Source organism: Lysinibacillus sp. NPDC097279, from assembly GCF_044761745.1.
Classification (GTDB): domain Bacteria; phylum Bacillota; class Bacilli; order Bacillales_A; family Planococcaceae; genus Lysinibacillus.
Genome location: NZ_JBIWDA010000003.1, coordinates 193,100 through 208,319 on the forward strand (window position 1 = coordinate 193,100; position 15,220 = coordinate 208,319).

The 15,220-nt window shown below is 40.1% G+C and carries 10 protein-coding genes; 8 read left to right on the forward strand and 2 right to left on the reverse strand.

All coding sequences use genetic code 11. The annotated features are described in order from the left end of the window. Positions 1 to 100: 100 nt before the first annotated feature. Both ACIQ1H_RS14685 and ACIQ1H_RS14690 read left to right on the forward strand, forming a co-directional pair. Positions 101 to 3,883: a DEAD/DEAH box helicase gene (locus ACIQ1H_RS14685; RefSeq protein WP_402889722.1), complete on the forward strand. Its 3,783-nt coding sequence runs from the start codon at positions 101 to 103 to the stop codon at positions 3,881 to 3,883. A 1-nt stretch (position 3,884) separates the two neighbouring features. Next, positions 3,885 to 4,634 carry a hypothetical protein gene (locus ACIQ1H_RS14690; RefSeq protein WP_402889724.1) on the forward strand — a complete coding sequence of 250 codons (750 nt, stop codon included), beginning with the start codon at positions 3,885 to 3,887 and terminating at the stop codon, positions 4,632 to 4,634. Positions 4,635 to 6,695: 2,061 nt separating this feature from the next. Here ACIQ1H_RS14690 and ACIQ1H_RS14695 read toward each other — a convergent pair. After that, on the reverse strand, positions 6,696 to 8,885 hold the full coding sequence (locus ACIQ1H_RS14695) for a DNA topoisomerase III (RefSeq protein ID WP_402889725.1): 2,190 nt from the start codon (positions 8,883 to 8,885) through the stop codon (positions 6,696 to 6,698). Positions 8,886 to 9,082: 197 nt separating this feature from the next. Here ACIQ1H_RS14695 and ACIQ1H_RS14700 point away from each other — a divergent pair, with 197 nt between their 5' ends. Beyond that, positions 9,083 to 9,619, forward strand: a complete 537-nt coding sequence (locus ACIQ1H_RS14700) for a hypothetical protein (protein WP_402889727.1) — start codon at positions 9,083 to 9,085, stop codon at positions 9,617 to 9,619. Positions 9,620 to 9,658: 39 nt separating this feature from the next. On the opposite strand, the gene ACIQ1H_RS14705 is transcribed toward ACIQ1H_RS14700, so the two are convergent. Continuing rightward, positions 9,659 to 10,675, reverse strand: a complete 1,017-nt coding sequence (locus tag ACIQ1H_RS14705) for a LacI family DNA-binding transcriptional regulator (protein WP_173478716.1) — start codon at positions 10,673 to 10,675, stop codon at positions 9,659 to 9,661. A gap of 582 nt (positions 10,676 to 11,257) precedes the next feature. Between ACIQ1H_RS14705 and ACIQ1H_RS14710 the strand changes: the two genes are divergently transcribed. From ACIQ1H_RS14710 to ACIQ1H_RS14730, 5 genes are read left to right on the forward strand one after another with little or no spacing between them, the layout of a single operon-like run. Beyond that, complete coding sequence (locus tag ACIQ1H_RS14710; RefSeq protein WP_402889728.1) at positions 11,258 to 12,097, forward strand: amidohydrolase family protein; 840 nt, start codon at positions 11,258 to 11,260, stop codon at positions 12,095 to 12,097. 16 nt (positions 12,098 to 12,113) lie between these two features. Then, entirely contained in the window at positions 12,114 to 12,443 is a 330-nt protein-coding gene (locus tag ACIQ1H_RS14715; protein ID WP_402889729.1) for a UxaA family hydrolase, read from the forward strand. Further along, complete coding sequence (locus ACIQ1H_RS14720) at positions 12,440 to 13,600, forward strand: UxaA family hydrolase (RefSeq protein WP_402889731.1); 1,161 nt, start codon at positions 12,440 to 12,442, stop codon at positions 13,598 to 13,600. The genes ACIQ1H_RS14715 and ACIQ1H_RS14720 overlap by 4 nt, the downstream gene beginning before the upstream one ends. 23 nt (positions 13,601 to 13,623) lie before the next feature. Then, positions 13,624 to 14,439 (forward strand): SDR family NAD(P)-dependent oxidoreductase, encoded by an 816-nt coding sequence (locus ACIQ1H_RS14725; protein WP_402889732.1) that lies wholly within the window; start codon positions 13,624 to 13,626, stop codon positions 14,437 to 14,439. After that, a complete protein-coding gene (locus tag ACIQ1H_RS14730) occupies positions 14,436 to 15,209 on the forward strand; it encodes an SDR family NAD(P)-dependent oxidoreductase (protein ID WP_173478711.1) in 774 nt (257 codons plus the stop codon). The genes ACIQ1H_RS14725 and ACIQ1H_RS14730 overlap by 4 nt, the downstream gene beginning before the upstream one ends. The last annotated feature ends 11 nt before the right edge of the window (positions 15,210 to 15,220 follow it).

A 15,220-nucleotide genomic window follows, 5' to 3' on the forward strand; every position in this document is an offset into this window, starting at 1 on the left:
CAGTGGAAGGAAATCACTGTGCAGGGGATTTTTCTTTGCAAGATTCCTTTTGCGATATGATAAAATAATACTTTAGTGAATTCGGAAGGGAGGGCAGCTCATGCAGAACATCGCTTTACTAGAGAAACAACGCTGTAATTTAATTTTGACGAATAAGGCGAAGGAGGCGGTAGAGGAATGCTCAGCAAATGAGCATGCCTTTTTTGCGTTACAAAAAACAATTACCGTTTATATTGAAAAAAGAAAAGCGAAAACCATTGGTGAAACGTTTTTATCCATTTATTTTAATGCGGAGCACAACGAGAAGTTAGATAGTGTACTGGCAGGAAAAACAGCGATTATGGATTGTGTACTAAAAGTGGAAGGATTATTAGCCACTAATATTCGTTTTGTACATATGCGTGGTCCAATTAGTACGAATCGTCGCTTACCTGCTGCATTGCAATTTGTCACAAAACCTAATAATGGCGCAGGTATCCCACTTGATCTTCATTCAAAAATAAGAGAGCTACCGATTGCTGAAGAACGCACCGAATATGTGAAAAAACGTATTGCAAGTTGGGAAGGCTATTTAAAAATCCAAGAACGGGATGCAACAATTGATGATATTCATACGGAATTTAAACAAAGCTACTTCAATGAAGATTTTTCACGTTTAACACTAGTATGTCCTTATGTAAAAGCAAAGGAATGGAAGCAACTCGAAGGTTTAAGTGTTAGCATTCAAGGTGTACGTGGTGAAATCGGACAAGTATTAAAATCGAATGCTGGCAAGCAAACGGTTGAAATTGATTTAAAGCCTTTTGCACAGGATCAGGCTCGTAAAGATCAGTTAAACTTGCGCTCCAAGCAAGCAAGCTTTAGTAATTTTGCAACACTAAGCCAAATACGACGCTTGCGCAATGGCTTTACGAAGCTAGAAAAGGGCGAAGCAGTGAACGCTAGCTTAGAGACGATATTATTTGAGAAACGCCCAACCGTCCGCACGGCCAAGCTGCGCGATGATATTGCGTTTCATAATAATTTAAATGAATATCAACAGAAAGCGGTAATCGGTGCCCTATCTGTTGAAGATTTGTATGTGATTCAAGGACCTCCAGGGACAGGAAAAACAACGGTAATTTCAGAAATTTGTCAGCAAAATGTCAAGGCAGGCTTGAAAACACTCGTTGCATCACAGTCAAACTTAGCTGTTGATAATGCGTTGGGCAGACTACTCTCCAATCAAGAAATACGAATTTTGCGCTATGGCCGTACAGAAAGTATTGAAGAAGAGGGTAAAAAATTCATTGAGGAAAATGTTGCCCTACATTGGCGTGAGCAAACATTAGCTGCTGTTGAAGAAGAAATTATTGCATTTGCTGAGCGTGAGCAAGAGCTACAAGCAAGTATTGTAAAAGCAGTGGATGAGAAACAAAAGCTGGAGACATGGCTTGAGGAGTTAACAAAGGAAATAGCTGCTAAGGAACAGGCCGTAATTGATGAACCCATTTTACAAAAAGAGATTCAATCGCTAAAAAAGGATTTGAAAACGGCAAAAGCAGAAAAAGAATCTAGTGAAGAGCAAAAAGAGCATTTTGAAAAACAGCTAGCACAATTAGAGTCCGCTATACAATCGCATGAACAAATTTTATCTGAATATGATTCGCTTGAACAGCTTCAACAAACGATTCAAGACAGCACCCAAAATATAGAACAATGGCAAGCGGCTATTCAATATAAAGAATTACTTGCAGAAAAGCAAGAGCTGACATCACAGTATCAAGATATTCAATTAAAATATGAACAAGAAAATAAGCGATTGCTTTTAATGAAGGAAGGCCAACAATATATTGGTACGTTAACGTCTTTTGAACGTATTCAACGCTTTTTACAGCATTATCACATCCGTCCGACGCACATACTAGCTCAACAAATTGGACGATTAGAGCATTTAGAAGATGCGAAAGATTTAGAAGCATGGGCAACAATTAATTCCCGATTACAAAAAGCGATTGCAAAGCTTGAAGCACTGTTATCGTCAGAGGAGAAAGAGCGAGCGTTAGCTAAAAGTCGTCAACAGCCAGTACAATCGTTCTCGTTACAAAATTTAACAGGTGTATTTGCGCAGCTAAATGAGTCGTTTCAAGAAGGGCAAACACCAACTAATGAACAATTGGAGAGCTATTTACTGGGTCTCTATATGCGTCGTGATTTTGTTTGGCAAAAAGGTATGGCGCTTCGACAACAACAGGACCATAAAGATCGTGAATTTGAGTCACTACGTAAAAACATTAGTAGTTTAATACATCAAGAATGTGCTATTACAAGCTTCGATGTTCAAAGTTTACAGCGTCAATTACAGCCATTTATTACACATACCGAACGTCTACAGCAACTCGCTGATACATTCAAAGCTGATGTGATGCCAGAGGAATCAGTGGAGCAGCTAAAAATGCTAGTATCTACTACACAATCCTCTCTACAAATAGCACGCCAACAGTTGCAGTCCGTTGAGCAAGCTAATACACAGCTTGCACCTAAGAAAGCGGCACAACAAACAGCACAGGCTAGCTTACATGAGGTGGAAGAACAGCTAGTGCAATTAGAAGAAAAAATTAAGACTATAAATGTAGAGGGACTAAAAAAGGAAAAACAACTTACTGCATTAACAGCATTGTTACAATCTACGCCAGAGCGCACATATGAGGAAGTAAAGGATGCTATTCAAGCGACAAATGAAAGCTTAGAAGAGCTACATCGTAAAGAACAGCAGCTACCTCTACGTAAAAAATTACAAGAGCAATGGCGTGATAAGCTACAAAACGCAACCGAATATGATTTAGACGAAATTCGCAAATTATATGTGCGTCATGCCAATGTTATCGGAACAACATGTGTTGCTTCTGCAAGTAAGGAATTTATGGAAAACTATCCGACCTTTGATGTAGTTATTATCGATGAAGTATCTAAGGCGACACCTCCAGAGCTTTTATTACCAATGCTAAAGGGCAAAAAAGTTATTTTAGTTGGTGACCATCATCAGCTACCTCCACTTCTTGGTGATGATACGCTGGAGGAAACATTGAAGGGGATGTTAGAAGAAAATCCAAACTTTGATGGCGCGCAAGAATTAAAAAGCTTGCTGCGTGAATCGTTATTCGAGCGCTTATTTAATAACCTACCGTCAACACATAAGCAAATGCTTGCATTGCAGTACCGTATGCATGAAAAAATCATGCACAGTATTACACCGTTTTACGCTAAGGAAGAGAACGGCTTACAATGCGGTTTACCTGACTCTGATGCAGCACGTGACCACGGCTTAGAGGGACAATTCGTTAACCGAGATGACCATTTATTATGGATTGATATGCCAACTGAAAAACCATTTTTAGAGGAACAGGTGAAAGGTGGTACAAGTCGTTATAATGAGGGAGAATTACAAACTATTCGCCGAATTTTAACAGATTTAAACGCCGCTGTTATGGAAGCGAAAAAGGCAGGGCGCATACCACAGGATGTACAAAAAAGTGTAGGCGTTATTAGCTTCTATGGTGAGCAAGTGAAGAAAATTAATCGTCTACTTCAACAGGAATTACAGCTACCCCATCTGCAGTTTAGAACAGGAACAGTCGATAAGTTCCAGGGGATGGAGATGGATGTCATATTAGTTAGTATGGTACGTAATACACCAAAGGGAGGGGACATAGGCTTTGCGAAAGATTATCGCAGGTTAAATGTTGCGTTATCTCGTGCGCGTGAATTGTTAATGCTTGTTGGCAGTGCAGAGATGTTTGCAAAACGAGCTAAACACCAGGATACACGTGACATGTACAGCAACCTTTTAACGACAGTGAAATCCTACAACGGTTTACGTAACCATGAAGGACAGGTGATGTAGGGTGTTAAAATTACAACAGCGTTTAATGAGAGAGTTACAGCAAAATCGTCATGTGAAAATCATGAATTCAGCTGAATGGTGTATTCCGATTCGTACAATCGAAGTGACTTATGAGCCAATTCGTCGCTCAACGATGGATGTCTTGATGCAAATGCTATTAATTAGCATGCAGGAAGCGAATTTTCAAAATGTCCAGGAATTGAGTGAGCTATTATTAGTAGATCCACTGTTTATTGAGGACTTAGTTTCATTAATGTCTCGCGTGCGACTTATCGAACAAACGGATGGTTTCTATAGACTAACCTCTAAAGGAGAGCAACAACTGGCGCATGGCATTTTCGAGGAAGAGCTTGAGGTCGAAACGGCAACGCTCTTATTTAGTCCATGCCACCAAGCCATTCTCCCTGCCGTAGAAGAAGATATAGAGGAGTTCGATGAGTTGCCTGAGCCTTATCGTTATGTCGATAAAGAGGCAGAGCAGCAAGAACATTTTGAAGAGGAAATGATGCTTGAAGCTTTACAGCAGGACGAGGAAGAAGAAGCGAGCTCCCAAAAAATTGTGGCAACAATTGTTACTGCAGATGCAAAACAAATTAATGATATTCCATGTCTAGAATTCATTCTTTATAATAAGGAGCAAAATATTGTCTATGCCCGAGTGTGGAATACATTACTAAACCGATGGGATGAAAAACTAGAACAGCAACTGACAGAAAAAGAGCAGCTACAATGGCGGGAACAATATTTATAAACGACAGAACGAGCGGTAAAGCAATGGTGAGCTTACCGCTCGTTTTTTTGTGCTTAAAAACGATGAGCTATGGAGAGGATTCTGCGAAGTGAGGTGTTGATTCCGCGGAGTGGGGGGCGGATTCTGCGGAGCGAGGAGTTGATTCCGCGGAGCAGGGTGTGATTCCGCGGAGCAGGGAGTTGATTCCGCGGAGCGAGGAGCTGATTCCGCGGAGCGAGGGTGTGATCCCGCGGAGCAGGTGTGTGATTCCGCGGAGCGAGGAGTTGATTCCGCGAAGCAGGTGTGTGATACCGCGGAGCAGAGCGAAGCAGGGGAGTGATTCCGCGGAGCGAGGGTGTGATTCCGCGAAGCAAGGGAGTGATTCCGCGAAGTGAGGAGCTGATTCTGCGGAGCGAGGGGTTGATTCCGCGAAGCAGTGGTGTGATTCCGCGAAGTGAGGAGCTGATACCGCGAAGCAGGGAGTTGATTCCGCGAAGCGAGAAGTTGATTCCGCGGAGTGAGGAGCTGATTCCGCGGAGCGAGGGTGTGATACCGCGGAGCAGTGGTGTGATTCCGCGGAGCGAGGGTGTGATACCGCGAAGCAGGGGAGTGATACCGCGAAGCAGGGGAGTGATTCCGCGAAGCAGGTGTGTGATTCCGCGGAGCAGGAGTGTGATACCGCGGAGCAGAGCAGTGATACCGCGAAGTGAGGTGTGATTCCGCGAAGCAGGGGCGTGATTCCGCGGAGCAGGGGCGTAATTCCGCGGAGCGAGGAGCTGATTCCGCGGAGCGAGGGTGTGATTCCGCGGAGCGAGGGTGTGATTCCGCGGAGCGAGGGTGTGATTCCGCGGAGCGAGGGTGTGATTCCGCGGAGCGAGGGTGTGATTCCGCGAAGCAGGAGTGTGATTCCGCGGAGCGAGGTGTTGATTCCGCGAAGCAGGGAGTGATTCCGCGAAGTGAGGAGCTGATTCCGCGGAGCGAGGGTGTGATTCCGCGAAGCAGGGAGTGATTCCGCGAAGTGAGGAGCTGATACCGCGAAGCAGGTGTGTGATTCCGCGGAGTGGGGGGCGGATTCCGCGAAGCAGGGTGTTGATTCCGCGAAGCAGGGTGTTGATTCCGCGAAGCAGGGATGTGATACCGCGGAGCAGGGTGTGATTCCGCGAAGCAGGGAGTGATACCGCGAAGCAGGGGAGTGATTCCGCGAAGCAGGGGTGTGATTCCGCGGAGTGAGGAGCTGATTCCGCGAAGCAGGTGTGTGATTCCGCGAAGCAGGAGTGATTCCGCGAAGTGAGGAGCTGATACCGCGAAGCAGGGAGTTGATTCCGCGGAGCGAGAAGTTGATTCCGCGAAGTGAGGAGCTGATTCCGCGGAGCGAGGGTGTGATACCGCGGAGCGAGGGTGTGATACCGCGAAGCAGGGGTGTTGATACCGCGGAGCGAGGGGTTGATTCCGCGAAGCAGGGAGTTGATACCGCGGAGCGAGGGTGTGATTCCGCGGAGCAGGTGTGTGATACCGCGGAGCGAGGAGTTGATTCCGCGAAGCAGGTGTGTGATTCCGCGGAGCGAGGTGTTAATACCGCGAAGCAGCTGAACTCAAATGTATAATCCCCAAATAGAAAAAAGAATCTGCTTTATGCCCGCACTGTACAAAGGGCACTGAACAGATTCTTCTTTTACACGTTAACTGTTGCACTATGTTGCTATAACTCCATTGTTTTTAAAAAACCTCAATATAATTTACATAAATCGAATGACCAATAATTAGTGATAAAACAACAATAATCGTAATAATAATTACATTTCGAGGTCTAAAGTCTTGAGCTTGCATTTTTACTCCTCCTTCACGATTAAGTTTGAATATTATGACAATTTAATGACAATTCAATATATGTTAAGGGAATAAGAGTATGCAGTTTTAAAAGTACTTTTTATGTAAAAGAGATTTGCAAGCATAATAGTTCTACTAGCAAATTTAAATTTTATTAGATGAAAAATGCGAAAGCCGCAACCCTCGCTTATGCGTGGTGTTGCGGCTTAAATTATGGCATGGGAGAATTCAGAATTGTGTGAGTGACTGGCACTTTTAATCTAGTTTTAATCCTTTTAGTGCTTCGGCTAATGCGTTGTTTACTGGTTCATCATTATCTTGTTGCTTTAAATATTTTTGAACGGAGCGTTTATCGACTTTACCGCCGCCTTCTTTTTTACGGCGTGCTTCAAATGCAGATAATTTTTCACGATGACCACATTTACAGACAAAGATTTGGCCATCGCCTTCACCTCTAAGCTCAAGTTTTTTCTTACATTGAGGGCAGCGTGCGTTTGTTACACGGGCTACGTTTTTACGGTGACCACATTCACGATCCTGACAAACAAGCATTTTGCCCTTTTTGCCGTTGACTTCAAGCATCGGTTTCCCACAGTCAGGACATGATTTAGTGGAAATATTATCATGCTTATATTTTTTATCGCTTGCCTTAATTTCTGAAACAATTTCCTTCGTGTAATTTTTCATTTCACTAATAAATACTTCTTTTTTCAGTTTCCCATTGGCAATCGCTTCAAGCTTTTGTTCCCATTCAGCCGTAAGAGTAGGCGATTTTAACTCTTCAGGAACTAAATCAAGCAATTGTCGACCTTTTGAAGTGATGTAAATATCTTTAGCACCACGTTTTTCAATTAAAAACGAGTTAAAGAGCTTATCGATTATATCAGCGCGAGTTGCTACTGTGCCTAAACCACCTGTAGACTTTAACGTATCGGCTAATTTTTTATCGTTCGTCGCCATATATTTCGTTGGATTTTCCATCGCAGATAATAGTGTTGCCTCGTTAAAACGTGCTGGTGGCTTCGTTTGGCCAGATGTTTGTGCAATCAGTTTAATCTGAAGTGTGTCACCTTTGTCAATGCGGGGAAGGATTTGTTCTTGCAAATCATCTGTTGTATCCTCATCGTCAAAGCGATTTTCATAGACTTCCTTCCAGCCAGCTGATAGGATTGTTTTCCCGCGCGCGACAAAGCTTTCATCAGCGATTTTTGCACGTAATGTCAATTGTTCATATTCAAAAGCAGGGAAAAGAACAGCTAAAAATCTTTTCACAACAAGGTCGTAAATTTTACGTTCCTTATCGGAGAATGCTGAGAAATTGACATAGCCTTCTGTCGGGATAATCGCATGGTGATCGGATACTTTACTATCATCAACAAATGCCTTCGACGTTTTAATGGGTTTATTTAAAAGCTTATTGGCAAGTGGACGATATTCGCCAATACCACAAGCTTTTAAACGTTCTGGTATAGTTGCAACAATGTCTTGTGAAATATAGCGTGAGTCTGTACGTGGATACGTTAATACTTTGTGTTGCTCATATAATTTTTGCATAATATTCAGCGTTTCTTTTGCAGAATAGCCGAAAATTTTATTCGCATCACGTTGCAACTCTGTTAAATCATATAAACCTGGAGCGAACGTTTTCTTCGGTTTTTTTTCAATGTCTGTAACCATTGCATTGCTATTACCTAGCTTTTTTACAATAGCGTCAATTTTTTCTTTCTCAAAGCTACGGCTATTGCCTTTTGCATCTTGCCATGTCAGTTTTAAACGATCATTAGTCTGTGCTTCAATGCCATAATAAGTTTGAGCTTTAAAATGTTTGATTTCATCTTCGCGCGCCGCAATAATTGCTACGGTAGGTGTTTGTACACGACCACAGTTTAGCTGTGCATTAAAGCGCGTTGTTAAAGCACGAGTAGCATTCAGTCCGATGTACCAGTCTGCTTCAGAACGAGCAACAGCAGAAGCATATAAATTATCATAGGCCTTGCCTGGCTTTAAGTTAGCAAATCCGTCTTTAATGGCTTTGTCTGTCACAGAAGAAATCCATAAACGTTTAATCGGCTTATTTATCTTCACTTTATCAATAATCCAGCGTGCTACAAGTTCACCTTCACGTCCAGCATCAGTTGCCACAATGATTTCGCCTACATCCCCACGCGTTAGCTGGCTTTTAACCGCATTAAATTGTTTACCTGTTTGTTTAATAACAGTCAGTTTTAAGCGTTCAGGTAACATTGGTAAATCTTCTAAATTCCACGTTTTGTATTTGACGTCATAGCTTTCAGGGTCTGCTAATGTTACAAGGTGACCTAATGCCCATGTAACGATGTATTTATCCCCTTCAAGATAACCGTTTCCTTTTTTATTGCAATTCAATACACGCGCAATATCGCGAGCTACTGATGGTTTTTCAGCTATTACTACACTTTTAGCCATAACTAACATCCTTTCGTAAATCCTTGTTTTTACTATATCATAGAGCATTATTATTATGTTAAAGAAGAAATTAGCGGTGTATGAGGTTATGTTTCCTTTTATTCTGAATGTGCGCAACTCAAATTGGTTTAAATTGGAATATAGAAGGGTGAATCAATTATAATTATATTACCAAATAAGCTGTAGGAGGTTGGAATATGGAAACAGTAACCAAACCTAGGTTCATACTATTATGGATAGGTTTGTTTCTCATTTATGTTTTTATTTTATTTATATATCAAATGTCCTTTAATGAAAGAACAACCATTATTTTCACAGTGATGTATGCAGTTTGCACAATATTAGTTTTGGTATTTGCACATGGACTTAAAAATAAGAAAAATCGTTATTTGTATACAGGTGCTATATTATCAATCTGCCTAAATTTTGTTGTTATAGTTGCTGGAATTATATATTTTAATAATCAGAAACATGAAGACTTTCAACGAAAGCAGATTTTACTAACGGGTGCCTCTAATGCTTATGAAGCTTTGAATCTTGATAGTAAAAAAATAATATCTGTAGAGGTAGGCGAGTATACAAAACGTGATGGGTTTCCCTTCCAATATAAAGTGAAGATTACAACAAGCGAATCGGATCAACCTTTGTATTTTGAATGTAGTAATTATGAGTGCACAACCATGATAAAAGTGCCAGTCACCCAAAATATTCTGAATTTTAAAAGACAGAAGTAAACTCGAAATTTTCCGAGTTTACTTCTGTCTGAATAGCCTTTAGACAATAGAAGTACTTGATGATTTTCTAACGATAAGCTTTGGTTGAAGATTAATTTTGCGATATTCGCTAGGTCCGTTTCCTTCAACTCGTTCAATAACTAATTGTGTCCCCATATAACCAAAGTCATATGCGGGCTGTGAAGCTACTGTGAAGAAAGGATCTAAATTAGAATAGGGCTCTAAGTCGTCGAAGCAGACAACGGCAATATCTTCTGGCACTCGGATATTTTTGTTGCGCAGTGTTGTAATTGCGTTAATTGCTATAAAGTTATTAGCTGCGAAGATGGCAGTAGGTCGTTCTTCCTCAGGTAATAGCAGTAAACCATTGATAGTGTCCCATTCTTCTTCTTGTTTATAATGTGTTTGGATAACTAAATTTTTATTAAAAGCTAAATCATTCACTTTCAAAGTTTCTACATACGTTTGATAACGCTCTTTGGATGTAGAAATATCTAAAGGTGCATGAATGAGAGCGATCTTTTTATGTCCTCGATCAATTAAATGCTGCACTAACTCTCTTGTTCCCTCATGATTATTTCCCAACACCATATCGCAAGGAAAATCATCTATCATCCTATCAATTAATGTAAAGGGCACTTTGTTTTTTACAAGCTTTTTTAAGTTTTTTTTAGATTGGTTCCCTGTTGGTGCGATAATAACGCCATCTACCATCTTGGAAATAAGAGCATCTATATAGCCACTTTCTTTTTCTGGATCCTCGTCAGTATTACACAGCATAAGCTGATAGCCCATTTGATTCGCCTTGTCTGCTGCTCCTCTTGCAACCTTTGTGAAGAAGGGGTTTGTAATATCAGGAATAACTAATGAAAGAAGCTTCGTTTTTTTTATATTTAAACTTCTAGCAGCGGAGTTGGGGATATAGTTTAGTTCTTGAATGACAGCCTCTACTTTTTTTCTTGTTTTCTCGCTAATATTTCCCTTATTATTAATGACTCTTGAAACAGTCATAGGAGAAACGTTAGCTTTTTTTGCAATATCATATATTGTTGTCACCTATCGTACCTACCTTACATTGTTAATTTTTTTGTATTATTCCTACTGCTGGCGCAACGATTCTACGCAAAAATATCTCGAATGAAGATACATTTTATTTCAAACTAAAGTCATCGTGATTAGTCATATGTTGTTGGATTATTTTTACATAATCAGTTCTAATATTATTGTACTTCTTCTAACTCTATACTTTCCAATAATTAAATCCAAGAGGGAAAGCGCTTCAATAGAGCCAAAAATAAAATAATACAATTCGTTTTTCGTTTAAAGCTCCCCGATGTGCATCCACCATTTTTCTCAAGTCATTATAGCATGTGGTTTGAAAATCTACATCACCATCCATTTTTATAACCTACTCATATCAAAAATTGTGCTTGGTAAATGAAACGTTCAAACATGTCCATGCATCTAATGAATTGCGTTCATTTTCACGATTCTACTCTACTAAGAGTGTAATATTCTTAGAAATACCATCTATTTACCTTGGTTTTGAATTTTGATTATTTTCAGAAATTAGTATTGACATGTAATTTTTCGTTTGTTACTTTTGTGTTATCGGTAACATAAAAGTTAACAAAGGTGGTGTCGAATATAATAATTGATTCACATCAACATTTTTGGAAGTTATCAAGGAATGATTATAAATGGTTAACCAACGATTTACCAGAGCTTTATCGTGATTTTATGCCTAATGATTTATATCCAATTTTAAATGAACATCAAATTGACAAAACAATCGTAGTCCAAGCTGCACCAACAATCAATGAAACATTATTTTTATTAAATTTGTTTGAAGAGCATGATTGGATTGCAGGAGTAGTCGGCTGGTTAGATTTAACGGAAATAAACTTTAAGCAACATGTAGAGGAGCTACACCAACATCCTGGTTTTGTAGGTGTGCGACCTATGTTACAAGATTTGGATGAAGATGATTGGATTTTAAGAAAAGATGTATTAAAGAACATTGAACTGCTAGTACAGTATGATGTTCCGCTCGATCTTTTAATAAAGCCAAGGCATTTTCCTTACATACTAAAATTATTAAAAATGTTTCCTCAATTAAGAGTAGTAGTAAACCATATTGCAAAGCCAAATATTGCAAAACAACAGCTAGAAGGTTGGAAAGAGGAAATAGGACAAATTGCAATGTACCCGAATGTGATGTGTAAACTTTCAGGTTTAGTGACAGAAGCAACGCATAAAAAATGGACAATTGAAGAATTTCAGCCCTATATCAACCATGTTGTAAATGTATTTGGGACGAATCGCGTGATGTTTGGCAGTGACTGGCCTGTTTGTAATTTAGCGGGCACATACAACGATGTACTGACAATACTGATGGAAAACTTACCTACAACCATACTTGGAAAAGATTTAGAAAAGATATTTGGAGAAAATGCCAAGCGTTTTTATAAATTATAAGAGGGAGGGCGAAGGAATGGCAGAAATGGCGTATCAACAAGGGATAACTTGCATTGTGATGGATGAAAAGGACAATGTAACAACCCTTTTAACAGATGTGAAAAAAGGCGAAAGTGTAGTTTACACAATAGGCAACCAAGCTTATGAAGTAACATTGCGACAAGATGTTAGCTTTGGTCATAAAGTTGCGATTGCGCCTATTAATCAGGCAGAGGAAATTGTGAAATACGGTGAAGTAATAGGAGCGGCATCAATTGCCATTTTGCCAGGTGATCACGTGCATGTTCACAATATCGAGGGCATACGTGGACGTGGAGATAAACATGTGGGAGGTGCGCAACAATGACAGTTATTAAGGGCTATCGAAGAGACAATGGAAAAATTGGTATTCGAAATCATCTTTTAATTTTACCAACAGTGGTGTGTGCAAATCAGGTTACATCGAGAATTCAACAACAAGTTCCAGGGTCAGTCGCTATACCTCACCAACATGGGTGTAGCCAAGTTGGTGCTGATAAAGAGAGAACACATAAAGTATTAGTTGGAATGGGAAAAAATCCGAATGTCGGTGCTGTATTAATTGTTAGTCTTGGCTGTGAAGTCATCAATGCACAGGACATCAAGCAAGAAATTGAAGTAACGGGTAAGCCTGTTGTTTGGATAGACATTCAAAATGAAGGAGGCTCCGTTAAAACAATTCAAAAAGGTGTGGAAGTGGCACAGGAGCTTCTGAAAAAAATAGAAGATATTCCGTTAATAGATATTCCACTTTCAGAGCTAATTGTTGGTGTGAAATGTGGCGGTTCTGACGCAACATCAGGATTATGTAGTAACCCTGCACTTGGCAGAGCAGCTGATACTATTTTGAATGCTGGTGGCACCATCGTCATGGGTGAGACTACAGAAATCATAGGTGCTGAGCATCTAGTTGCTGCAAAGGCAATTAATCAAGATGTACAACAAAAATTATATAAGTGTGTTGAGCAATTTGAACTCGAAGTTGAACGAATGGGTGTCGATATGCGTGGAGGAAACCCTAGTCCAGGTAATATTGCAGGTGGCTTATCAACAATTGAGGAAAAGTCATTAGGTTGTATTAGTAAAGCGGGAACAGCCGAGCTTCAAGGGGTTGTAGACTTCGCAGAAGAAATTCCAGGCACAGGCTATTATTTTATGGATTCGCCAGGGAATGATATCGAATGTGTAACAGGTATGGCGGCGGCGGGAGTTCATGTTGTTTGCTTTACAACTGGAAGAGGGACACCGACAGGAAATCCAATTATCCCTGTTATTAAAATAACAGGTAACGAAATGACTGGCAGACGAATGGCAGACAATATCGATGTAGACGTTAGCCCTGTTTTACAAGGGAAAGAAACGTTGGACGAATCAGGTGAACGCATTTTTGAATCGATTGTCAATGTAGCAAAAGGCCAGGAAACAAAAGCCGAGATTTTAGGTCATCAAGAATTTAGTATTAGCAGAATTGGTATTAGTCTATAAACAGTAAAGTTGGGAGAATAAATATGAAAAAACTTGAAAATCGTGTTGCCCTAGTAACAGGAGGGAGTAGGGGGATAGGGGCTGCTATCGCAGAAAGATTAGCAGAAGAAGGAGCCCACGTTGCCATTAACTATACATCTCAAAGTTCACTAGAAAAGGCAGAAATGTTAAAGGAACAATTAGAGAAACGATTCCATGTCAGAGCGATGGTAGTGAAAGCGAATGTAGGTATTAAACAAGAAGTCGATCACATGATTGATGAAGTAGAGAACACACTTGGCAATGTAGATATATTAGTGAACAACGCTGGTATTGCGCCATTTGAGTCATTTATGAAGTTAACAGAAGAAACTTGGGATAACACATATCAAACAAATGTAAAATCCATTTTTTTAACTTCACAAAGAGTAGCTAAAAAAATGATTGAAAAACGTTACGGCAAAATCATTAATATTACATCTACGGCAAGTCTGCTTGTGACAAGCCCAGTTATTCCACATTATATTTCCTCAAAAGCGGCGGCGAGTCATTTAACTAAAGCTTTAGCGATTGAATTAGGTAAATATAATATTAATATTAATGCCGTTGGTCCAAGTACAGTAGCTACAGATATGTGCCAGGAATACCTTGAAGATCCAAGTATTTTAGAAAAAGAAATTCAAGCGAATCCAATGAAAAGACTAGGTACTGAAAAACAAATTGCTGATGCCGTCGTGTTTTTAGCTTCGGAGGAAGCGATGCAAATAAACGGACATTTACTAATGGTAGATGGCGGACTTACTGTGAAAGCCGCACAGCCAGAAGATCATTTAGAACAAGAAAGGGAATTGCTGCTATGAGATTACAAGGTAAAGTAGCACTCATTACTGGTGGTGGTAGTGGTATTGGCCGTTCTACAGCCCTGCTGTTTGCAGCAGAAGGAGCCCACGTTATCATCAACGATGTTCACAAGGAAAATGGTGAAGGTACAGTAAAGGATATTCAACATAACGGAGGAAGCGCAACATTTCATCATGCAGATGTAACTAATCCTGAAGCTGTAAAAGAGATGGCTGAACAGATTACAAAGCAGTTCGAAAAAATTGATATCCTTTTTAATAATGTGGGCATCAGTAATGTTGGACGGATAGATGAGGTGGAGCCAGACGTATGGGATAAAGTAATGAGCGTAAATGTAAAGGGAGTTTATTTGCCAACCAAATACATTGTCCCTTACATGATGGAGCAGAAGAGCGGGTGCATCATTAATATGTCTTCCTGCGCTGCGGAAATGGGCTTAAAGCAACGCGCTTTATATTCAGCAACAAAAGGAGCTATTTTATCGTTAACAAAGGCGATGCAAGTAGATTATGCGCCTTACAATATTCGAGTAAATGCATTATTGCCAGGAACGATTTTTACACCATTTGTAGAAAATTATTTAAAGAATGCATATGACAATCCACAAGCTGCCATTGCAAGTATTAAAACAAGACAGCTAAGTGGTGAATTAGGCAAACCTGAAGATGTTGCGAAAGCTGCCTTATTTTTAGCATCTGATGAGTCCAGTTTTATGATGGGCTCGCCGCTTTACATAGATGGTGGCGTTGTTTTTGGGAAAAATGCTTAATATTACGAAAT

Coding starts and splice junctions, on each gene's coding strand:
- ACIQ1H_RS14720 (WP_402889731.1), top strand. CDS start 12,440: ATGACAGTTATTAAGGGCTATCGAAGAGACAATGGAAAAATTGGTATT.
- ACIQ1H_RS14725 (WP_402889732.1), top strand. CDS start 13,624: ATGAAAAAACTTGAAAATCGTGTTGCCCTAGTAACAGGAGGGAGTAGG.
- ACIQ1H_RS14715 (WP_402889729.1), top strand. CDS start 12,114: ATGGCAGAAATGGCGTATCAACAAGGGATAACTTGCATTGTGATGGAT.
- ACIQ1H_RS14700 (WP_402889727.1), top strand. CDS start 9,083: ATGGAAACAGTAACCAAACCTAGGTTCATACTATTATGGATAGGTTTG.
- ACIQ1H_RS14695 (WP_402889725.1), bottom strand. CDS start 8,885: ATGGCTAAAAGTGTAGTAATAGCTGAAAAACCATCAGTAGCTCGCGAT.
- ACIQ1H_RS14685 (WP_402889722.1), top strand. CDS start 101: ATGCAGAACATCGCTTTACTAGAGAAACAACGCTGTAATTTAATTTTG.
- ACIQ1H_RS14730 (WP_173478711.1), top strand. CDS start 14,436: ATGAGATTACAAGGTAAAGTAGCACTCATTACTGGTGGTGGTAGTGGT.